We start from the raw sequence: 22,331 nt of genomic DNA on the forward strand, positions 1-22,331 counted from the left end.
ATGCGTTTTTTGTTTATTTTAGAATATTATGTCTGAGTATCATTGTTAGACGTAATCAGTCCTAATGAATAACTTACTATATATCCTATTACTAAAGAAATAATCGAAACAATCCATTCTACTGGTGATTTAGGAATTCCTGGGAATACAGCATAAATTGAACCAATAACAAAACCAGTAATTAAGGCAAATGTTCCAATAAAGTGGTGGGTTAAAAAGTATTTTATAATACGGCTTGAAAATAGAAATCCACATAAAATACCTAAACCAACTACTATTAATATAGGCAGACCGGTAAAGTTAAATTTAGCTAAATTAGCAATAGCTAACATTATTGTTCCATATGCACCGAATACAAGTAGCATAAATGAGCCAGAGATACCTGGAAGTAGCATTGCACTAGAAGCACAAACACCTGCTATAAAATATTTAATAATAAGACTAAAAGATAATTGAAGTGGTAAACTTGATTGCTGTGTGCTAGGATTTAATAACGTTAATGCCACTATAACTATGATTCCTAAAATTAATAATCCATAGTGTTTAGTTGTAAATGTTTTTTTAAAATCTGAAGTTTTTAATAAGTAAGGGACAATGCCTATAATTAAACCAGTAAAAAAGAACATCGTTATTACATGATGATGATCGAGTAGGTAATGAATTAAATTACTAAGTACACCAATCGCTAAAATCATTCCTATTAATATAGGAAGTAAAAATTTTAGACTTGGCCAAAATCGTTTAGAAAACAATCCACTAATGGATGAAATAAAACCATCATATATTCCTAAAAGTAAAGCAATGGTACCTCCACTAATTCCTGGAACTAAATCTGAAGTTCCCATCGCAAATCCTTTTAAAATATTTTTCCATTTGAATGTCATAAAGGTCTCCTTTCTTTATTGAGTTAATACGAATACTACCAAATTTTTAACTTACATTGAAATATTAAGTAGTCAATCATCGTTAATATATAGATGCCTATTGAGAACAGATGCCTTTTGATTATCAGTCGCACTTGAAAATTGAAGTCATTTCGAAACAATTTTGACGAAAATATAATCTTTTTTGTCATTTTAATAAGTTTATATTGGGGACTATTTACGTTATAATTAAGTGTATTAAAGTGTTAGAAGTCTTTTTGACTATAAATTAAAATTACTATAAACTAGTTAAGAAAACTTTATATTTTATGGAGGGAATATAAATGTCATCAACATTGGAAATTAAAGACTTACATGTGTCTATTGAAGATAAAGAAATTTTAAAAGGTGTTAATTTAACAATTAATACTGGTGAAGTTCACGCAATCATGGGACCTAATGGTACAGGTAAATCAACATTATCTTCTGCAATTATGGGTCACCCAAGTTATGAAGTTACTCAAGGTGAAGTATTACTTGATGGCGTAAATATTTTAGAATTAGAGGTTGACGAAAGAGCAAAAGCAGGTCTTTTCTTAGCAATGCAATATCCATCAGAAATTACTGGTGTAACAAATGCAGACTTTATGCGTTCAGCGATTAATGCAAAACGTGAAGAAGGTCAAGAAATTAACTTAATGCAATTTATTAAAAAATTAGATAAACAAATGGATTTCTTAGATATTGATAAAGATATGGCGCAACGTTATTTAAATGAAGGTTTCTCAGGTGGGGAGAAAAAACGTAATGAAATCTTACAATTAATGATGTTAGAACCCAAATTTGCGATTTTAGATGAAATTGACTCAGGTTTAGATATTGATGCATTAAAAGTCGTTTCTAAAGGAATCAATGAAATGCGTGGTGAAGATTTCGGTGCATTAATGATTACACACTATCAACGTTTATTAAACTATATTACTCCTGATAAAGTACATGTTATGTATGGCGGTAAAGTTGTAAAATCAGGCGGTCCAGAATTAGCTAAACGTCTTGAAGAAGAAGGTTATGAATGGGTTAAAGAAGAATTTGGTGCAACTGAATAGGTCATTAAATAATATAAAAACTATTCATAAAAAGAACTGATTGATTTTAAAATGTGGAAATAAACAGTTTATATATCAATTCAGTTACTAAAATTTTTCATCAAGTAGGAGGAAAAAGCATTATGACAACAGAAACTTTAAATATTTCTGAAGCACAACTTGTTGATTATTCTAAAGCACAAAATGAACCTTCTTGGATGACTGAACTACGTCAAAAAGCTTTGAAATTAACAGAAACTTTAGAAATGCCTAAACCAGATAAAACAAAACTAAAAAAATGGGATTTCGATGCATTTAAACAACATCATGTAGAAAGTAAATCATATAATGATGTATCAGAACTTCCTGAATCAGTTAAAAATATTATTGATATAGAAAATTCTAAAAATTTAATTATTCAACATAATAATGATTTAGCTTTCACACAAGTATCAGAACAAGCAAATCATAATAATGTTATTATTGAAGGTTTATCAAAAGCGCTACAAGATCATAGTGAATTAGTAGAAAAATATTTAATGAAAGATGCAGTTACAGTAGATGAACATCGATTAACTGCTTTGCATACAGCATTATTGAATGGTGGCGTATTTGTATATGTCCCTAAAAATGTAGTAGTTGAAGACCCTATTCAATATGTAGTATTACATGACAATGAGAATGCAAGTTTATTTAATCATGCCATTATTGTAACGGAAGAAAGTGCTGAAGTAACATATGTTGAGAATTACCTTTCAACTGCAAGTGGTGAAGGTAATCAAGTCAATATTATTTCTGAAGTGATTGCAGGAGCAAATTCAAACATTACTTATGGTTCAGTTGACTATCTAGATAAAGGATTTACAGGTCACATTATCCGTCGTGGTGTGACGGCAGCAGATGCATCAATTAATTGGGCTTTAGGTTTAATGAATGAGGGAAGCCAAATTATTGATAATACTACTAACTTAATTGGTGATCGTTCAACAAGTGAACTAAAATCAGTCATTGTTGGTACTGGTGATCAAAAAATTAACTTAACATCTAAAATCGTTCAATATGGTAAGGAAACAAATGGTTATATCTTAAAACATGGTGTAATGCGTGAAAATGCTTCATCTGTATTTAACGGTATTGGATATATTAAGCATGGCGGTACAAAATCTATCGCAAATCAAGAATCTCGTGTGTTAATGCTTTCAGAGCATGCTCGCGGAGATGCGAACCCTATTCTACTTATCGATGAAGATGATGTTGAAGCAGGTCATGCAGCTTCGGTTGGTCGTGTTGACCCAGAACAACTTTACTACTTAATGAGCCGTGGTATTTCTCAAAAAGAAGCAGAACGTCTTGTTATTCATGGTTTCTTAGATCCAGTTGTCCGTGAATTACCAATTGAAGATGTGAAACGTCAATTACGAGAAGTCATCGAACTTAAAGTAAATAAATAGATCATTGAGATTTTCAATAAAAGAAAGGTCGTGAAGGTAGTGGCCGAAACTTCATTAAACATACAAGAAATTATTGAAGACTTTCCTATACTAAATCAAAAAGTTAATGGAAAACGATTAGCTTATCTTGATTCAACAGCAACAAGTCAAACACCAGTGCAAGTATTAAATGTATTAGATGATTATTATAAACGTTACAATTCTAATGTGCATCGTGGTGTGCATACTCTAGGTTCTTTAGCAACAGATGGATATGAAAGTGCTCGTGAGACAGTACGACGTTTCATTAATGCTAAATATTTTGAAGAAATTATTTTTACTAGAGGTACGACTGCTTCAATTAATATTGTTGCACATAGTTATGGAGACGCTAATATTAACGAAGGCGACGAAATCGTTGTGACAGAGATGGAACATCATGCTAATATTGTGCCTTGGCAACAGCTAGCTAAACGAAAAAAAGCTACTTTAAAATTTATTCCTATGACTGATGAGGGTGAACTAAGAATCGAAGATGTCAAAGCGACAATTAATGACAATACTAAGATTGTAGCTATTACTCATGTGTCTAATGTCTTAGGTACCATTAATGATATAAAAGCAATTGCTAAGATTGCGCATGAACACGGTGCTATTATTAGTGTTGATGGAGCACAATCTGCACCTCATATGGATATCGATGTTCAAGATTTAGATGTTGATTTCTTTAGCTTTAGCGGTCACAAAATGCTAGGACCGACTGGTATTGGTGTATTATATGGAAAACGTGAACTACTTCAAAACATGGAACCTGTTGAGTATGGTGGGGACATGATTGATTTTGTAAGTAAGTACGATGCAACATGGGCTGACTTACCTACTAAATTTGAAGCTGGTACACCGATTATTGCTCAAGCTATTGGATTGGCTGAAGCTATTCGTTATATCGAAAATATAGGCTTTGATGCCATTCATCAGCATGAAAAAGAATTAACAGAATATGCATATGAGCAATTATCTTCAATTGAAGGATTAGAAATATATGGTCCCCCTAAAGAAAGACGTGCAGGTGTGATCACTTTTAATTTAGCTGATATTCATCCACATGATGTTGCTACAGCAGTAGATACTGAAGGTGTCGCTGTTAGAGCTGGACATCACTGTGCGCAACCATTAATGAAATGGTTAAATGTATCATCTACTGCAAGAGCAAGTTTTTATATTTATAATACTAAAGAAGATGTTGACCAATTAGTAGAAGCATTGAAACAAACGAAGGAGTTTTTCTCATATGAGTTTTAATAATTTAGATCAACTTTATAGATCTGTAATTATGGATCATTATAAGAATCCTCGTAATAAAGGCGTTTTAGATAATGGATCAATGACAGTAGATATGAATAATCCTACTTGTGGTGATCGCATTAGACTAACATTTGATATCGAAGATGGTATCATTCAAGAGGCGAAATTCGAAGGTGAAGGTTGCTCAATTTCAATGTCAAGTGCATCGATGATGACTGAAGCAGTTAAAGGTCATTCATTAGGTGAAGCAATGCAAATGAGTCAAGAATTTACTAAAATGATGTTAGGTGAAGATTATAACATCACTGAAGATATGGGAGATGTAGAAGCATTACAAGGTGTTTCTCAATTCCCAGCGCGTATTAAATGTGCAACCTTAGCATGGAAAGCTTTAGAAAAAGGTACAGTGCAAAAAGAAGGTAAAGCAGAAGGTACAACTGAAGAATAAAATACGCATAGATAATAAATGTTATTCTAAGCACTATGGTGCTGTGACATTTTACACATATTTCTTTTTATGTAGTTTGCATGTTGTTACAATGACTATAGATAGTAGTGAAAAATAAATGATGCGCATATCGTTTTAAATATATTTAAGGAGTGATTGAAATGGCTAAAAAAGCACCTGATGTTGGAGATTATAAATATGGTTTCCATGATGAGGACGTTTCCATTTTCAGATCAGAACGTGGTCTAACAGAAAATATTGTTAGAGAAATTTCTAAGATGAAAGAAGAACCAGAATGGATGCTTAATTTCCGATTAAAAGCTTTAAAACTATTCTATAAAATCCCAATGCCTCAATGGGGTGGTGATTTATCAGAATTGAATTTTGATGACATTACTTATTATGTTAAGCCTTCAGAGCATACTGAACGTTCTTGGGATGAAGTACCTGAAGAAATTAAACGTACATTTGATAAATTAGGTATACCAGAAGCAGAACAAAAATATTTAGCTGGTGTTTCTGCACAATATGAATCAGAAGTTGTATATCATAATATGGAAAAAGAATTAGAAGAAAAAGGGATAATCTTTAAAGATACAGACAGTGCTTTACGTGAAAATGAAGACTTATTTAAAGAATACTTTGCTTCTGTTGTTCCAGCAGCTGATAATAAATTCGCAGCATTAAATTCAGCAGTATGGTCAGGTGGTTCATTCATCTATGTACCTAAAAACGTTAAATTAGATACACCATTACAAGCGTACTTCCGAATTAACTCAGAAAATATGGGTCAATTCGAACGTACATTAATTATTGCTGATGAAGGGGCTTCAGTAAACTATGTTGAGGGTTGTACTGCGCCAGTATATACTACAAGTTCATTACACTCAGCAGTAGTTGAAATTATTGTTCATAAAGATGCACATGTTCGTTATACTACTATCCAAAACTGGGCTAACAATGTGTATAACTTAGTTACTAAACGTACGTTTGTTCATGAAAATGGTAATATGGAATGGGTTGACGGTAACTTAGGTTCTAAGTTAACAATGAAATACCCTAACTGTGTATTATTAGGTGAAGGTGCGAAAGGTAGTACATTATCCATCGCATTTGCGGGTAAAGGTCAAGTTCAAGATGCAGGTGCTAAAATGATTCATAAAGCCCCAAATACATCTTCAACTATCGTATCTAAATCAATTTCTAAAAACGGTGGTAAAGTAATCTATCGCGGTATCGTTCACTTTGGACGCAAAGCTAAAGGTGCGCGTTCAAATATCGAATGCGATACATTAATTCTAGATAACGAATCAACTTCAGACACAATTCCATACAATGAAGTATTTAATGATAATATTTCATTAGAACATGAAGCGAAAGTTTCTAAAGTATCTGAAGAACAATTATTCTATCTAATGAGTAGAGGGATTTCTGAAGAAGAAGCAACTGAGATGATTGTTATGGGATTCATCGAACCATTTACTAAAGAATTACCAATGGAATATGCTGTAGAAATGAACCGTCTTATTAAATTTGAAATGGAAGGTTCAATCGGATAATTTAAGATATAGCTTAAGCTAATAGTTAAAAGAACTAGAATGTTTAACATTCTAGTTCTTTTGTTTTTAAAGCTATGATTAATTATGATGGCGATATTCTACCTTATCTAGTTTAAAACCAGTTAACACAATATATTAGAAGACAAGTAGTTACAAATTAGCTACTAATCAAAAGTGAACGATTTAATAGATTAATTATTTTTACAAATGAATCAGTTATTAACGCAAACTTAGGGTGTTATAGTAGCGATTTTAAAATAATAAGAAAATGTAAAGTTAGTATACAACAAGTGATATATTAATTTTGAATATGGTATCATATATCTGGTGATAAAAATGATTAATATCGGTCTAACTGGATGGGGAGATCATTATTCTTTATATGAAGATCTTGAAAGACAAACAGATAAACTACGTACATATGCGAGTCATTTTCCTGTTGTTGAACTTGACGCCTCATATTATGCTATCCAACCTGAACGTAATATATTGAAATGGATCAATGAAACACCAGATACGTTTCAGTTTATCGTTAAGATTCATCAAGCATTAACGCTTCATTCAGATTATAAAACCTATGCTGATTCACGCTCTGAACTATTTAAACAATTTAGACAAATGCTTGAACCACTGATTGCACATCATAAATTAGCAATGGTCCTAGTGCAATTTCCACCTTGGTTTAATTGTACAGCGCAAAATATAAATTATATTTTGTATGTTCGACAACAGCTAGAAGATATCCCCATGTGTGTAGAATTTAGACATCAATCTTGGTTTAATTCCCAATTTAAAGAACAAACTTTAATGTTTTTAACCGAACATCAAATTATTCATGCGGTCGTAGATGAACCACAAATTAAAGATGGGTCTATACCTTTAGTCAATCGTATAACTTCTAGTACCGCTTTTGTGCGTTATCATGGTAGAAATCAGCATGGTTGGACTAAAAAAGATATGACTGATCAAGAGTGGCGAGATGTTAGATATTTATATAATTATAATGAAAATGAATTAAAAGATTTAGCAAATAAAGTTCAAATATTAGAACAAAAAGCTGAAAAGGTCTATGTTGTTTTTAATAATAATTCTGGTGGTCATGCAGCTCAAAATGCTAAAACCTATCAAGATATTTTAGATATAGAGTATACAGGCTTAGCACCTCAGCAATTAAAATTTTTCTAAGAGGCGAATTATAATGTTTTTAACAATGATTTTATTAGTTTTAATTGGATTATTATCTGCAGTATTAGGTTCTTTAGTAGGTATTGGTGGTGGTATAATTATCGTACCTACTTTAGTGTATTTAGGAGTGAACCATCATCTATTACACGGCATCACTACTCAGATTGCAATTGGTACGTCATCGGTTATTCTTATTGTAACTGGACTTTCTTCATCTATTGGTTATTTGAAAACAAAGCAAGTAGATATTAAAAATGGATCCATATTTTTATTTGGATTATTACCTGGTTCACTTATTGGTTCATTTTTAAGTAGATATTTAACATTAAATTCGTTTAATTTATACTTTGGTATTTTTATGATCTGTGTATCTATTTTATTGATGATTAGATATAAAATTAAACCATTTAAAATATTCGATAAGGAAAAGTATCGTAAAACATACATCGATGCTAAAGGGATGACTTATCATTATAGCGTTCCACCTATGTTTGCCTTCTTTGCTACATTATTTATAGGTGTACTTACAGGTTTATTTGGAATTGGTGGTGGAGCGTTGATGACTCCTTTAATGCTTATAGTATTTAGATTTCCACCTCATGTAGCAGTAGGGACAAGTATGATGATGATTTTCTTTTCAAGTGTAATGAGTTCAGTTGGTCATATTATTCAAGGTCATGTTGCTTGGTCATATTCAATTATTCTAATCATTTCTAGTTATATTGGCGCTCAAATTGGAGTAAAAATAAATCACTCGATTAAATCAGAAACAGTAGTATTATTATTACGCACAGTAATGTTAATTATGGGTGTATATCTAATTATTAAATCGTTTCTATAATAAAACAGGAGGAATTTAAGTGAAGCTTACAATTTTTCATACAAATGACATTCATAGTCACCTTAATGAATATGCACGTATTATGACGTACATGGCTGAACACCGACCTGAACTTCAACACCCTTCACTTTATTTAGATATTGGTGATCATGTTGATTTATCTACACCAGTAACAGAAGCAACTATGGGCAAAAAGAACGTTGAACTTTTAAATGAGGCTCATTGTGATATTGCTACAATTGGGAATAATGAAGGAATGACTATTTCTCATGAAGCATTAAATAATCTTTACAATGATGCACAATTTAAAGTCATATGTGCTAATGTTTTAGACGAAGATGGCCACTTACCTCGTCATATTGCCACTTCTTATATAAAAGAAATAGAAGATGTGCGCTTTTTATTTGTAGCAGCGACGGCACCTTTCACGCCATTCTATCGAGCACTTGATTGGATTGTGACAGACCCATTAGAAGCCATCAAAGACGAAATTGAACAACGCAAAGGACAATACGATGTATTAATAGTTATGAGTCATGTAGGTGTCTTTTTTGATGAAAAATTATGTCAAGAAATCCCAGAGATAGATGTGATACTAGGAAGCCACACACATCATCATTTTAATCATGGTGAAGTCAATAATGGTGTACTTATGGCAGCAGCAGGGAAATATGGATATTATCTTGGAGAAGTGAATTTAACGATTGAAAATAAAAAAGTAGTTACTAAAGAGGCTACATTACATCCAGTAGACACATTACCAGTGGTTAAAACACAATTTGATGAAGAAGGAAAAGATTTGATGAAGAAGGCGATTATTAATAAACCAGTTTCTTTATCTAGTAAAACAAATGTGATTACAAAAACGACTTATTTACTTGCAGAAAGTGTGTATGAGTTTACAAATGCAGATTGTACAATTATTAATGCTGGATTAATTGTTAATAGTGTTGAGAGCGATCAACTTACTGAATACGATATCCATACTATGTTACCTCATCCAATCAACTTAGTTCGTGTACGTTTGAAAGGTTCTGAATTGAAAAAGGTAATCTTAAAAAGTCAAAAGCAAGAATATATGTATGAACATGTCCAAGGATTAGGATTTAGAGGTGATATTTTTGGTGGTTATATATTATATAAATGTGGATTTATTCAATCAGAACATCGCTTCTTTGTAGATGGACAAGAAATAGAAGATAACCGTACCTATATATTAGGAACTGTAGATATGTATACATTTGGAAGATATTTCCCATTATTAAAAGGAACATCGATTGATTATTTAATGCCTGAATTTTTAAGAGATATCTTTAAAGAAAAATTAATTCATATGCATCATTCTTCTTAGTACACAAATGTTCATAGTTATGTCTTAATTTTATAAGTTATTACATTTTAATTTAATGTAAATTTCGTTATAATAGTTGAAGATAGATTAAACAGGAGGGTATGTGTTGTTATGGCTACTAAAAATGAAGAGATTTTACGTAAACCAGATTGGTTGAAAATAAAGCTAAACACTAATGAAAACTACATCGGCCTCAAGAAAATGATGCGTGAGAAAAATTTACATACAGTTTGTGAAGAAGCAAAATGTCCAAATATACATGAATGTTGGGGAGCTAGACGTACGGCTACATTTATGATTTTAGGTGCGGTATGTACAAGAGCTTGTCGTTTCTGTGCAGTAAAAACTGGCTTACCTAATGAACTAGATTTAAATGAACCAGAACGTGTTGCAGAGTCTGTAGAACTAATGAATCTTAAACATGTTGTTATCACAGCTGTTGCACGTGATGATTTAAGAGATGCAGGATCTAATGTATATGCAGAAACGGTTCGTAAAGTACGTGAACGTAATCCATATACGACAATTGAAATTTTACCGTCAGATATGGGTGGGGATTATGAAGCACTTGAAACACTAATGGCTTCAAGACCTGATATTTTAAACCATAACATTGAAACAGTACGTCGTTTAACTCCAAGAGTTCGTGCGCGTGCGACTTACGACAGAACATTAGAATTCTTACGTCGTTCTAAAGAGTTACAACCTGATATTCCAACTAAATCAAGTTTAATGGTAGGTTTAGGTGAAACATTGGAAGAAATTTATGAAACAATGGATGACTTACGTGCAAATGATGTTGATATTTTAACAATTGGTCAATATTTACAACCATCACGTAAACACTTAAAAGTTGAAAAGTATTATACTCCATTAGAATTTGGTAAATTAAGAAAAATTGCAATGGAAAAAGGATTTAAACATTGTGAAGCTGGTCCAATGGTACGAAGTTCTTATCATGCTGATGAACAAGTAAATGAAGCGGCAAAAGAAAAACACCGTCTTGGAGAAGAACAGTTACAACAAAAATAATATTAACCCAAAAATTTAAAATAAACTTTCTGTTAAGTGATATTGCATAATGAAGTCATATTATCTTGTGAAACAATAATATGAGTACATAAAGTCAATTAACAATGTTTATTAATAGATAGATGCTAAAACTTAGATTGCTCTTTTTCTTTAAAATAGGCAATCTAAGTTTTTATTATAATTACAATTAAAGGTGACTTATTATGATTAAAGTTAATCAACAGTATTTTGAATTAATTGAAGATTATAGAGAATGCTTTGACGAAGAATTATTTGCTTCAAGATATTCAGATATACTTGATAAATATGATTTTGTAGTTGGAGATTTTGGTTATGATCAATTACGTTTAAAAGGATTTTATAAAGATTCAAATAAAAAAGCTGAAATTTCAAAACGTTTTTCAACCATTCAAGATTATATTTTGGAATATTGTAATTTTGGTTGTCCATATTTCATAGTGAGACATATTAATGATAATGAACGATTAGAACTAGATAGTGTAGATGAAGTAGAGGATAAATTACATGATGTTAAAATAAAACCAACAATACAAGCTACGCAATCTACTGAAAAAAAGAATAATAAATAATGAAAGGTCAAAACAATGTATATTTTGTAAATATCATTGTTTTGACCTTTCATTTATTGAATAACTTGATTTAGATATTCAATGATTTCTTCGCTTTCTTCTTGAGACACACCTAATATATGAGCAATATATCCTTCTTCTTCAATATCATCTGTGCCTATGATGCCAAATTTATTAGTTTGAAGATTTAATACCAGTGTTTTACCGTAATGACGATCGGTCTGAATAAGCATTAAATCATAGCGACTATGTTCACCTACAAATCCTACGAATTGTGCTTGCGATTGTTCCTCATCATCGTACAGAAACATATCTATCATATCAGTCATGCTCCTTTATTTTTAATATGTGAAATTAGTATAACGACAAATGATGCATGATGCAAAACTATGATATGATAATAATAATAAGAGGTGACAGATATGTATTTTGTAGATAAAGATAAATTAGCACTTAAAATAAAATATTTAAATCAGCTTATTAAGAATTATGAAACAAATAAATCAAATCATTATGCATTTGAACGTATTGCGCAAATGCTAATTGAATCATCGGTAGATATTGGAAATATGATTATTGACGCTTTTATTTTGAGAGATCCTGGTAACTATAAAGATGTTATTGATATTTTAGAACTTGAAGGGGTGATTTCCAAAGATACACAGAACCATATTAATGATACAGTTGAAATCAGAAAACAGTTTGCACATCATTATACAGAATTAGAAGTTGAAACACTTGTACCATTATTTGACACCTCAATACCGTATTATCGACAATTTGTTAAAGAAGTTACTCAATTTCTAGACAAAGAAAATGTGCCAATTACCGCTTTTGGAAAGGGAGATTATTCATAATGAAAAATTATAAAGGTTATTTAATCGATTTAGATGGAACAATGTATATGGGTACAGCAGAAATTGATGGTGCTGCTCAATTTATCGATTATTTGAACAAAAACGATATTCCTCATTTATATGTTACTAATAACTCTACTAAGACGCCTGAAGAAGTAACAGAAAAGTTAAAAGAAATGAAGATTGACGCTAAACCAGACGAAGTAGTTACTTCTGCTCTAGCTACGGCAAATTACATTGCAGAAGAAAATAGTCAAGCTAGCGTGTATATGCTAGGAGGTAATGGTTTAAGAACAGCGTTAACCGATGCAGGTTTAACCGTAAAAAAAGATGAGAATGTAGATTACGTAGTTATCGGTTTAGATGAAGCAGTCACATATGAAAAACTTGCAATAGCTACTTTAGCAGTACGTAAAGGCGCAAAATTTATCTCTACGAATCCAGATGTCTCAATTCCTAAAGAAAGAGGCTTCTTACCTGGAAATGGAGCTATTACAAGTGTGGTTAGTGTATCTACTGGACAACAGCCACAATTTATCGGTAAACCAGAAACCATCATCATGCAAATTGCTTTAGATATTTTGAAACTCGATAAGTCTGAAGTGGCTATGGTAGGAGATTTATATGATACAGATATAATGTCTGGTATTAATGTGGGGATGGATACGGTACATGTACAAACAGGTGTAACATCTTATGAAGAAATTCAAACTAAACAACCAAAGCCAACCTATTCATTTAAAGATTTAAATGAGGCTATAGCTGAATTAGAAAGTAATACTAATTAATAAAAATAATTTCTATGATAACTTCTTATTACTTAAATTGATAATATGAGTAATAAGAAGTTTTTATATCTAACAGTTTTGTTATGCTCTATGTAATTGTGATATGTAACCATTAGTACTAATATATAGAATATCAAAGATAAGAATAAGGACATATCGGATAAGATAGATACATATTTAACACTCACTAATTATTATATAAAATAAATTTGATATATAATTAATATTTTTATATAATAAAGTGTAAAAATAAAAGTGCGATATAATATTTCTTGATAGTAAGATAACTTTACTAAATATAAAATAAGTAGAATTGTTCTTCAAAATAAATAGCAATGTTTGTGAGGTGCAATATTCAATTGAAAGAAACTAAAAAAATAAGTGTTTTTTATGAAAAAGCAAAACCATATCTACTGACTATTCTATACTTAGCAATTTTTATAGCTTTGTATCTTATATATGGTTCAGGCGATACACATAATAACTTTATATATAACGAATTCTAGTAAGGAGTCAAAGGATGACAGATATTATAAATTTAATTAATGATATTGGACAAAAAAATCCAGATCGAGTAGCTATTAGACATAAATCAGATGAGTTAACGTATCGTCAACTTATAGAAGAATCTAGTAAGCTAGCACATTATTTGCAAGATACAAATAAGCCATTAATCATCTATGGTCATATGTCACCATATATGATAGTTGGAATGATAGGAGCAATCAAAGCAGGATGTGGCTATGTCCCAATTGATACGTCAGTTCCAATAGAACGTGTAGAAATGATTATGAATAAAGTAGATCCAACATTTATTTTAAATACAACTGATTCAAGTGTGAATCAACCAAGGAAAGAACTTACAATCGAAGATATTAAACATTCTGATTATCCTATTGTTTTTGATAGTCAAATGGATAAAACAGATGTTGTTTATACTATATTCACTTCTGGTTCTACAGGTGAGCCTAAAGGTGTGCAAATTGAGTATGCGAGTTTAATAGAGTTTGCAGAATGGATGGTCTCATTAAATGAAACAGATAATCATCAGGAGTGGTTGAACCAAGCACCATTTTCATTTGATTTATCTGTAATGTCAATTTATCCATGTTTAACATCTGGTGGAACACTTAACTTAGTAGATAAAGATATGATAAAAAAACCGAAGTTATTAAATGAAATGCTTGTTCAAACGCCAATTAATGCTTGGGTATCAACACCATCATTTATAGAAATGTGTTTATTACTTCCTAACCTTAATGAAAAAGATTATCCAAGTTTAAATCATTTCTTCTTTTGTGGAGAAATTTTACCGCATAGAACAGCTAAAGCACTTGTTGATAGATATCCAAATGCAATTGTTTATAACACATATGGACCAACGGAAGCGACAGTTGCAGTTACGGGTGTAAAAATCACACCCGAGATTTTAGAATGTTATAATCCACTTCCAGTAGGTGTAGCAAGACCGAATACTACACTATCAACAACTGATGAAGGTGAGCTTGTTATTAAAGGAACAAGTGTGAGTTTAGGATATCTAAAAAACAAAGAAAAAACTGAAGCAGTATTTAAGTTTGATAATGGCGTTCGTATTTATCACACGGGTGATAAAGCTATTGAAAAAGATGGTTATTGGTTTATCCAAGGACGTATCGATTTTCAAATAAAATTAAACGGCTATCGCATGGAACTAGAAGAAATTGAAACACAACTAAGACACTCAAAATATGTTAGAGAAACCGTTGTTGTACCAATTTATAAAAATGGAAAAGTTGTGTATCTTGTAGGTGCTATTGTACCTACTGAGAAAGTGGATAATGATTTAGAGATGACCAGAAACATTAAAAATGAATTGAAATCTCGCTTACCTGAATATATGATTCCGAGAAAATTCGTTTGGATGGAACAACTTCCATTAACATCAAATGGAAAACTTGATCGTAAACAAGTTGCAGAGGATATTGACACATGATTCCTTATGGTACGTTTACCTTCTTCTTAGTCGCATTTATCGTTCTTTTACCAGTCATCATACTCGGATTTTTAGGTAAGCGAAGCTATGTATACAATGGAATAAGTACAGCGATTATGATTGTGATTATTTTCTCTTCAGATACATACAATTTATTTGGACAGAAATATTTAAGTGTTCAATTAATCAGTTTTGTAATTTATTTAATATGGCAAGTATTGTTAATCATGTGGTATTACAAATCACGACAAAAAAATAATACTTTTATTAAATTTTTAATTGTTATGATTTTATCTATTTTACCTTTAGCACTTGTTAAAATATTACAAAGTTCATGGTTAGGTGGACATCAAATACATTTCCATGAACATAAGTTAATTGAATTTGTCGGATTCTTAGGAATCTCATATGTTACTTTTAAAAGTGTACAACTTATAATGGAGATTAGAGATGGTTCTATTAAAGAGATTAAAGTGGGTAAATTGATTCAATTTATTTCATTCTTTCCAACAGTATCTTCAGGACCAATCGACCGTTATAAACGTTTTGTCAAAGATGATAAAAAAATACCAACTGGTGAGCAATACAGAGGTATGGTAGTTAAAGCGATTCATATGATTATGATGGGCTTCTTATATAAATATATTATTGCTCATTTAATTAATGTATATGCAATTATGCCATTATTAATGCATTTACATGGTTTTACTCATAAATGGTTATATATGTATGCCTATAGCTTTTACTTGTTTTTTGACTTTGCAGGTTATAGTTTATTTGCAGTAGCAGTGAGTTATCTATATGGCATTAATACACCACCAAACTTTAAACAGCCGTTTAAAGCACGTAATATTAAAGATTTCTGGAATAGATGGCATATGTCATTATCATTCTGGTTTAGAGATTGTGTTTATATGAGAACATTGTTCTATATGTCTCGTAAAAAATTAATGAAGAATCAATTTGCAATGTCAAATTTTGCCTTCTTCTTAAATTTCTTTATTATGGGTGTATGGCACGGATTAGAAGTATTTTACATTGTTTATGGTATTTATCACGGTTTAATGTTTATCGGATATGGATATTATGAACGTTGGAGAAAGAAACATCCACCTCGCTTTCAAAATGGTTTTACTATAGCATTAAGTGTTATTATCACATTCCATTTTGTAGCATTTGGATTCTTAATATTCTCAGGAAAATTAATTTAAAGGGAGAAATAAATGATGGAATTTAGAGAACAAGTTTTAGATGTATTAGCTGATGTAGCAGAAAATGACGTAGTTAAAGAAAACCCAGATGTTGAGATTTTTGAAGAAGGAATTATTGATTCATTTCAAACAGTTGGATTATTATTAGAAATTCAAAATAGATTAGGAATTGAAGTATCAATTATGGATTTTGATCGCGATGAATGGGCAACTCCTAATAAAATTGTTGAAGCTTTAGAAGAATTACGATGAAATTCAAACCATTTTTACCAATTCTTATTAGTGGAATCATATTTTTAGCTTTTGTATTAATGCCTGCGAGTTGGTTTACTGGTCTCGTTAACAATAAGACACTTGCTGATAATAGAACGTCACTAACTGATCAAGTACTTAAAGGTACGCTCATTCAAAATCAATTATTTAGTAATGATAAATATTATCCACTTTATGGTTCAAGTGAGTTAAATAAACGTGATCCGTTTAATCCTGCGATAGCAATGCATCATCGAAAAAATACAAAGCCTGTATTCTTAGTTGGTACGGGCGGTAATACAGATTTAATTAATGCTATTGAATTAGCGGGTCAATATGATCAACTTAAAGGTAAAAAGATGACATTTATCATTTCACCACAATGGTTTAGTACACATGGCGTTAATGATATGGATATGGCTGCGCGTACGACACCAAATCAAATCAATCAGATATTTCAACAAAAGGATATGCCTTCAGAGTTAAAACAACGCTATGCTAAACGATTATTAAAATTTAGAAGTGTTCCTAATAAGGAATATTTAAAAGAATTAGTAAAAGATCCAAGCAACCCAAAAGGTCGTTATATTTCTAAGTTTAAAGAAAGTCAACTTCTTAAAATTGAGGCAATAAAAACATACTTTTCATTAGATAAATCACCATTAACTCATGTACACTCACTTACATCACCCAATGATTCTTGGAAAAACATGAGTAATAAAGCAGTGCAACTTGGTGAAAAACGTTCTACTTCTAATAGTTATGGTATCCGTAACGAATATTGGAAAAAACTAATGCATAAAAAGCCAATGAATCGTCGCCAATATGAATTTAAAATGAATTCACCAGAGTTTAAGGATTTATCTTTACTAGTAGATACAATGCATCAAGCAGGTGCTGATGTACAATATGTTATTCTTCCAGTAAATGGTAAATGGTACGATCATTTAGGTATTCACCGTTCAACACGTGAACCTGTCTATAAAAAAATACATAAAACTGTTGTTGGACATGGTGGGAAAGTGTATGATATGTCAAATAAAGACTATGAAAAATATGTATTAAGTGATGTGGTACATGTAGGTTGGAAAGGTTGGGTATACATGGATCGTCAAATTGAAAAACATATGAACAATCATCAAACTCAATTCTAAATAGCAAAAAAAAAAGACACCCTACTCTGATTAAATACTGAGGGTAGGGTGTCTTTAATTTATATCGTTAGAAAACTTGTTCTACTTCTATAACGCCTGGTACTTCTTCGTGTAAAGCACGTTCTATACCTGCTTTTAATGTAATAGTTGAGCTTGGGCATGTTCCACACGCACCATGTAATTGTAATTTTACGATGCCATCTTCTACATCGACTAATGTACAATCTCCTCCGTCACGTAATAAAAACGGACGTAAACGTTCAATAACTTCGGCTACTTGATCAAACATTGTTGCATTCTCAGTAGGCATGAGATATGTCTCCTTTCAAGTAAAATACTTCATAAACTTATTATTAATTTATTATAATAGATAAAGAAAGAAAAATCTATAAAACTAAACGGGGGATTAATATATGACAAAAGTAAGTGTTGTTGTTTACGGTACGGATGTAGTGTGTGCTAGTTGTGTCAATGCACCAACTTCTAAAAATACGTATGAGTGGCTAAAACCATTATTAGAAAGAAAATATCCTAATATTCATTTCGAATATACATATATCGATTTTCAAAAAGAAACTGAAAATTTAAGTGATCATGATCAACAATATATTGAGCAAATTGAAAATGATGAGTTGTTTTACCCGCTTATTACAATGAACGATGAATATGTGGCTGACGGTTATATTCAGTCAAAAAAAGTGACTCATTTTATAGATCAATATATTATAAATAATTAATGCAAAGTGGAGTATTCGATTTTTTATAAAAATGAGGGGAAGCGTGAGATGATGAATTGAAATTAAATTCTGTCCCGCTTCCCAGTTGTGTTTATCCATTATGATATTTATATAGCCATAAAACACCTGATTTTAATATATGCGCTAAACGTCCTGTAACTGTACGATCCATAATATAGGCAAACCCTTTTTTCTCTCCTAGAGAACCTAAGAAACCTTGAACTTTTAATTCAGGCATTTTTTCAGGAAGTGGTTCATGATTCCATTGTTTTTTTAGTACATCGGCAATTTGATCCCCCTGTACTTCTGCTAATTGAGCACTTGGCGCATGTGGTAAAGCTGCGCAATCTCCAACTACATAAACATTTTTATAAGTCGGTACTTGATGATATTGATTAACGATAACGCGACCACTTTTATTAGTATCAATAGGCAGTTTCCTTACAATTTCAACTGGTTGAATACCTGCTGTCCATACTACAATATCAACAGGTTCTGGTGTACCATTATTATAAATTGTTCCTTGCTCAACTTTATCAATCAATGAATTAGGAACCACGTTTACATTATTTTCGCGGAACCACTTCGCAATATAATTACTTAATTTTTCTGGAAAATTTCTTAATATACGAGGTCCACGATCATATAAAATAATTTCTAAATCTGTGCGACTTTCACGTAGTTCACTTGCTAATTCAATGCCACTCAAGCCAGCTCCTACAATTCCAACACGCGCTCCTTTAGGTAACTCGCTAATACTATGAAACGTTTCACGGGCTTTAGAAAGCGTTTGAATACTATGCGTGTATTCTTTAGCTCCTGGAACATTATGATATTTATCTTCACAACCTAGTCCGATAATCAACTCACTATAATCTACTTTAGTTTGTCCTACCGAAACAATTTGGTTATCTAAGTCGATATCACTTATTTCTCCATAAATTGTATTTACGCGATGTGAATTAGGAAAATTCATTCGCACATCACTATCAGATTTTGTGCCTGCAGCGAGCGCATAGAATTCAGGTTTTAAACCATGAAACGGCATTCGATCTATAAGAGTTAATGTGTATTCTTGAGGAAGAACATCTGGAAGAATGCGCGACATAATACGCATATTACCATACCCTCCACCAAGCAGAACTAAATGTTTCATATTATGTTACCCCTTTACATTAAAATATCAATTGTCTATGTAGTATTAATGTCAGACCTTTATAATGTCAGACTGTATAAATAAAGTATAGGTTCAATAATAAGTGATTCAGCCTATTTTAACGCTTATTTTTCATTTATTGTCCCCTAACAAATAAATGAAAGATTAATATAATTTTATTATATATGTTTTTAATAATAACGACAAACGAATGTAAAATGTTATTGCAAAATACAATTAGTTAAAAACCATAGCAATGCAACATATAAAGAGATTTGTTATAATAATATAATTAAATTAAAAAGAAGGTGAAGTATGTTTCCATTAGTCGAATTCTGTATATCGAATATGGCCAAAGGCGGAGACTACGTTTACGATAAACTCGAAAGTGATCCTGAGGTAGATGTGTTAGAATATGGATGTCTCAATAATTGTGGTTTATGTTCTTCTGGGTTATATGCATTGGTAGATGGAGAAGTCATAGAAGGGGATACACCTGAAGATTTGTTAAACAATATTTATAAACACATAGAAGAAAATGATTTTACAAACTTATTATAGGAGTGATTAGAAATGCCAACAGTAACACTTACTGAAGCAGCAGCTTATGAAGTAAAAGACATGTTGAAAAGTAATCATATGGAAAACGGTTATTTAAAAATTAAAGTGAATGGTGGCGGATGTACAGGTTTAACCTATGGTATGTCTGCAGAAGAAGCTCCAGGATCAAATGATGAAGTATTAGAATATTATGGATTAAAAGTTTTAGTAGATAAAGATGATGCTCCCGTACTGAATGGCACTAAAATTGATTTTAAACAATCACTAATGGGTGGTGGATTCCAAATCGACAATCCAAATGCAATTGCATCATGCGGATGTGGCAGTTCTTTTAGAACAGCAAAAGTAGCTGGACATCCTGAAAATTGTTAAGTTTCATATTTTTAAGTTAATACAATATAGTAATAATAAATTTAAATAATCGTTCTGTTGTTGCTTGAAAATATGATATAAAAACTATAAAATTGGAAGTGGATTAAATTTTGTCTTTTTTGTGAATAAATGTTCACAAAAATGGATATAAAAGTGTTGACTAAGACTATAAATGGGGATGAACAAATAGGTTAAGTTCAAAGTTTTTCGAAACAATTAGTATTTTTACAATACTATTGTATTATAAAAATACTACGTTTCAACATGTTCTGAAACTTGTAGCCTTTATCTACATTTAAGAAAAAATACGAAAGCTTAGGTGAATGAAATGGCACAGAATCGTAAAAAAGTACTTGTATTAGGTGCAGGATATGCAGGTTTACAAGCAGTTACTAAATTACAAAAAGAAGTATCTGCAAATGAAGCAGAAATCACTTTAGTTAACAAAAACAAATATCATTATGAAGCAACTTGGTTACACGAAGCGTCAGCTGGTACTTTAAATTATGAAGATTTAATTTATCCAATTGAAAGTGTAATTGACAAAAATAAAGTCAACTTCATCAATGCAGAAGTAACTAAAATTGATAGAAACGCTAAAAAAGTAGAAACTACTCATGGTATTTTTGAATATGATATTTTAGTTGTTGCTTTAGGATTTGAAAGTGAAACATTCGGTATTAACGGAATGAAAGAACATGCGTTCCAAATTGAAAATATTCATACTGCTCGCGAATTATCTCGTCATATTGAAGATAAATTTGCGAACTACGCTGCATCAAAAGAGAAAGATGAAAATGATTTAGCAATTTTAGTAGGTGGCGCTGGATTTACAGGTATTGAATTCTTAGGTGAATTAACAGACAGAATTCCTGAATTATGTAATAAATATGGTGTAGATCAAAATAAAGTTAAAATTACATGTGTTGAAGCTATGCCTAAAATTTTACCAATGTTCTCAGAAAATCTTGTAAATTATGTAGTTAATTATTTAGAAGAACGTGGCGTTGAATTTAAAATTGGTACGCCAATCGTTGCTTGTAATGAAAAAGGTTTCAAAGTTAAAACAAATGATCAAGAACAACAACTTGAAGCCAATACTGCAGTGTGGGCTGCTGGAGTTCGCGGTAGTCAACTTATGGAAGAATCATTCGAAGGTGTAAAACGTGGTCGTATCGTAACTAAACAAGATTTAACAATCGATGGTCATGATGATATCTTCGTTATTGGTGATGTTTCTGCGTTTATCCCAGCAGGTGAGGAACGTCCATTACCAACTACAGCTCAAATTGCTATGCAACAAGGTGCACATGTTGCTAAAAACATTGAAAATATCTTAAATGGTCAAGCTACAACTGACTTCGAATATATTGATCGTGGTACAGTTTGTTCTTTAGGTTCACATGATGGTGTAGGTCATGTGTTTGGTAGAGACATCACTGGTAAAAAAGCTGCGTTCATGAAGAAAGTGATTGATACACGTGCAGTATTCAAAATGGGTGGCGTTGGCTTAGCATTTAAAAAAGGTAAATTCTAAGTTAATAAATTAAATATTTAATCATTAAGGAGTGAGACAGAA

At 31.4% G+C, this 22,331-nt stretch carries 25 protein-coding genes; 21 read left to right on the forward strand and 4 right to left on the reverse strand.

Annotation, left to right across the window (positions count from 1 at the left end):
* Positions 1-26: 26 nt before the first annotated feature.
* A complete protein-coding gene (locus HMPREF2578_RS07090; protein ID WP_070508339.1) occupies positions 27-884 on the reverse strand; it encodes a polyprenyl-phosphate transporter PopT in 858 nt (285 codons plus the stop codon).
* Positions 885-1,207: 323 nt separating this feature from the next.
* Here HMPREF2578_RS07090 and sufC point away from each other — a divergent pair, with 323 nt between their 5' ends.
* From sufC to HMPREF2578_RS07140, 10 genes are all read left to right on the forward strand, one after another.
* The gene (gene sufC, locus HMPREF2578_RS07095; protein ID WP_002448050.1) at positions 1,208-1,969 is read left to right on the forward strand and encodes a Fe-S cluster assembly ATPase SufC; all 762 of its coding nucleotides are present in this window, start codon (positions 1,208-1,210) and stop codon (positions 1,967-1,969) included.
* 122 nt (positions 1,970-2,091) lie between these two features.
* Entirely contained in the window at positions 2,092-3,399 is a 1,308-nt protein-coding gene (sufD, locus tag HMPREF2578_RS07100) for a Fe-S cluster assembly protein SufD (RefSeq protein ID WP_017175874.1), read from the forward strand.
* A 30-nt stretch (positions 3,400-3,429) separates the two neighbouring features.
* A complete protein-coding gene (locus HMPREF2578_RS07105; RefSeq protein ID WP_176743744.1) occupies positions 3,430-4,680 on the forward strand; it encodes a cysteine desulfurase in 1,251 nt (416 codons plus the stop codon).
* Positions 4,670-5,131: a Fe-S cluster assembly sulfur transfer protein SufU gene (gene sufU / locus HMPREF2578_RS07110; protein ID WP_002448166.1), complete on the forward strand. Its 462-nt coding sequence runs from the start codon at positions 4,670-4,672 to the stop codon at positions 5,129-5,131. Before HMPREF2578_RS07105 ends, sufU begins: the two co-directional genes overlap by 11 nt.
* Before the next feature lie 161 nt (positions 5,132-5,292).
* The gene (sufB, locus tag HMPREF2578_RS07115; protein WP_002448087.1) at positions 5,293-6,690 is read left to right on the forward strand and encodes a Fe-S cluster assembly protein SufB; all 1,398 of its coding nucleotides are present in this window, start codon (positions 5,293-5,295) and stop codon (positions 6,688-6,690) included.
* A 336-nt stretch (positions 6,691-7,026) separates the two neighbouring features.
* Positions 7,027-7,875, forward strand: a complete 849-nt coding sequence (locus tag HMPREF2578_RS07120) for a DUF72 domain-containing protein (RefSeq protein ID WP_054105344.1) — start codon at positions 7,027-7,029, stop codon at positions 7,873-7,875.
* Between the two features lie 13 nt (positions 7,876-7,888).
* Positions 7,889-8,716 carry a sulfite exporter TauE/SafE family protein gene (locus tag HMPREF2578_RS07125; protein ID WP_070508341.1) on the forward strand — a complete coding sequence of 276 codons (828 nt, stop codon included), beginning with the start codon at positions 7,889-7,891 and terminating at the stop codon, positions 8,714-8,716.
* A 19-nt stretch (positions 8,717-8,735) separates the two neighbouring features.
* Positions 8,736-10,067 carry a bifunctional metallophosphatase/5'-nucleotidase gene (locus HMPREF2578_RS07130; protein WP_049434478.1) on the forward strand — a complete coding sequence of 444 codons (1,332 nt, stop codon included), beginning with the start codon at positions 8,736-8,738 and terminating at the stop codon, positions 10,065-10,067.
* Between the two features lie 111 nt (positions 10,068-10,178).
* Positions 10,179-11,099 (forward strand): lipoyl synthase, encoded by a 921-nt coding sequence (lipA, locus tag HMPREF2578_RS07135; protein ID WP_002448197.1) that lies wholly within the window; start codon positions 10,179-10,181, stop codon positions 11,097-11,099.
* A 203-nt stretch (positions 11,100-11,302) separates the two neighbouring features.
* On the forward strand, positions 11,303-11,689 hold the full coding sequence (locus HMPREF2578_RS07140) for a YutD family protein (RefSeq protein WP_017175869.1): 387 nt from the start codon (positions 11,303-11,305) through the stop codon (positions 11,687-11,689).
* A gap of 53 nt (positions 11,690-11,742) precedes the next feature.
* Here HMPREF2578_RS07140 and HMPREF2578_RS07145 read toward each other — a convergent pair whose 3' ends face one another.
* Positions 11,743-12,009 carry a DUF3055 domain-containing protein gene (locus HMPREF2578_RS07145; RefSeq protein WP_002448201.1) on the reverse strand — a complete coding sequence of 89 codons (267 nt, stop codon included), beginning with the start codon at positions 12,007-12,009 and terminating at the stop codon, positions 11,743-11,745.
* A 102-nt stretch (positions 12,010-12,111) separates the two neighbouring features.
* Here HMPREF2578_RS07145 and HMPREF2578_RS07150 point away from each other — a divergent pair, with 102 nt between their 5' ends.
* The 7 genes from HMPREF2578_RS07150 to dltD all read left to right on the forward strand — a co-directional run bounded on the left by HMPREF2578_RS07150 (position 12,112) and on the right by dltD (position 17,926).
* Positions 12,112-12,546, forward strand: a complete 435-nt coding sequence (locus HMPREF2578_RS07150) for a DUF86 domain-containing protein (protein ID WP_049379463.1) — start codon at positions 12,112-12,114, stop codon at positions 12,544-12,546.
* Positions 12,546-13,334, forward strand: a complete 789-nt coding sequence (locus HMPREF2578_RS07155; RefSeq protein WP_049379464.1) for a TIGR01457 family HAD-type hydrolase — start codon at positions 12,546-12,548, stop codon at positions 13,332-13,334. The genes HMPREF2578_RS07150 and HMPREF2578_RS07155 overlap by 1 nt, the downstream gene beginning before the upstream one ends.
* Positions 13,335-13,669: 335 nt before the next feature.
* Positions 13,670-13,840 carry a teichoic acid D-Ala incorporation-associated protein DltX gene (locus tag HMPREF2578_RS10870; protein ID WP_227944882.1) on the forward strand — a complete coding sequence of 57 codons (171 nt, stop codon included), beginning with the start codon at positions 13,670-13,672 and terminating at the stop codon, positions 13,838-13,840.
* Between the two features lie 14 nt (positions 13,841-13,854).
* Positions 13,855-15,309 carry a D-alanine--poly(phosphoribitol) ligase subunit DltA gene (gene dltA, locus HMPREF2578_RS07160; protein WP_070508342.1) on the forward strand — a complete coding sequence of 485 codons (1,455 nt, stop codon included), beginning with the start codon at positions 13,855-13,857 and terminating at the stop codon, positions 15,307-15,309.
* A complete protein-coding gene (gene dltB, locus HMPREF2578_RS07165; RefSeq protein ID WP_070436483.1) occupies positions 15,306-16,520 on the forward strand; it encodes a D-alanyl-lipoteichoic acid biosynthesis protein DltB in 1,215 nt (404 codons plus the stop codon). The genes dltA and dltB overlap by 4 nt, the downstream gene beginning before the upstream one ends.
* A gap of 15 nt (positions 16,521-16,535) precedes the next feature.
* Positions 16,536-16,772: a D-alanine--poly(phosphoribitol) ligase subunit 2 gene (gene dltC, locus HMPREF2578_RS07170; protein WP_002448193.1), complete on the forward strand. Its 237-nt coding sequence runs from the start codon at positions 16,536-16,538 to the stop codon at positions 16,770-16,772.
* Positions 16,769-17,926, forward strand: coding sequence for a D-alanyl-lipoteichoic acid biosynthesis protein DltD (gene dltD, locus HMPREF2578_RS07175; protein WP_049382060.1), 1,158 nt, complete (start codon positions 16,769-16,771; stop codon positions 17,924-17,926). Before dltC ends, dltD begins: the two co-directional genes overlap by 4 nt.
* Before the next feature lie 67 nt (positions 17,927-17,993).
* Here the strand turns inward: dltD and HMPREF2578_RS07180 are convergent, their stop codons facing one another.
* Positions 17,994-18,236, reverse strand: a complete 243-nt coding sequence (locus tag HMPREF2578_RS07180) for a NifU family protein (RefSeq protein WP_002433501.1) — start codon at positions 18,234-18,236, stop codon at positions 17,994-17,996.
* Positions 18,237-18,339: 103 nt separating this feature from the next.
* On the opposite strand from HMPREF2578_RS07180, the gene HMPREF2578_RS07185 reads away from it, so the two are divergent.
* The gene (locus tag HMPREF2578_RS07185) at positions 18,340-18,663 is read left to right on the forward strand and encodes a YuzD family protein (RefSeq protein ID WP_070508343.1); all 324 of its coding nucleotides are present in this window, start codon (positions 18,340-18,342) and stop codon (positions 18,661-18,663) included.
* A 91-nt stretch (positions 18,664-18,754) separates the two neighbouring features.
* On the opposite strand, the gene HMPREF2578_RS07190 is transcribed toward HMPREF2578_RS07185, so the two are convergent.
* Positions 18,755-19,819, reverse strand: a complete 1,065-nt coding sequence (locus tag HMPREF2578_RS07190) for an NAD(P)/FAD-dependent oxidoreductase (RefSeq protein ID WP_017175863.1) — start codon at positions 19,817-19,819, stop codon at positions 18,755-18,757.
* A gap of 315 nt (positions 19,820-20,134) precedes the next feature.
* Here HMPREF2578_RS07190 and HMPREF2578_RS07195 point away from each other — a divergent pair, with 315 nt between their 5' ends.
* From HMPREF2578_RS07195 to HMPREF2578_RS07205, 3 genes are all read left to right on the forward strand, one after another.
* The gene (locus HMPREF2578_RS07195) at positions 20,135-20,380 is read left to right on the forward strand and encodes a YuzB family protein (protein WP_017175862.1); all 246 of its coding nucleotides are present in this window, start codon (positions 20,135-20,137) and stop codon (positions 20,378-20,380) included.
* A 12-nt stretch (positions 20,381-20,392) separates the two neighbouring features.
* Positions 20,393-20,752, forward strand: a complete 360-nt coding sequence (locus tag HMPREF2578_RS07200; protein ID WP_002448110.1) for a HesB/IscA family protein — start codon at positions 20,393-20,395, stop codon at positions 20,750-20,752.
* A gap of 328 nt (positions 20,753-21,080) precedes the next feature.
* Positions 21,081-22,289, forward strand: coding sequence for an NAD(P)/FAD-dependent oxidoreductase (locus HMPREF2578_RS07205; protein WP_017175861.1), 1,209 nt, complete (start codon positions 21,081-21,083; stop codon positions 22,287-22,289).
* The last annotated feature ends 42 nt before the right edge of the window (positions 22,290-22,331 follow it).

It is taken from the genome of Staphylococcus sp. HMSC072H03 (assembly GCF_001809305.1).
GTDB classification, from domain to species: domain Bacteria; phylum Bacillota; class Bacilli; order Staphylococcales; family Staphylococcaceae; genus Staphylococcus; species Staphylococcus hominis.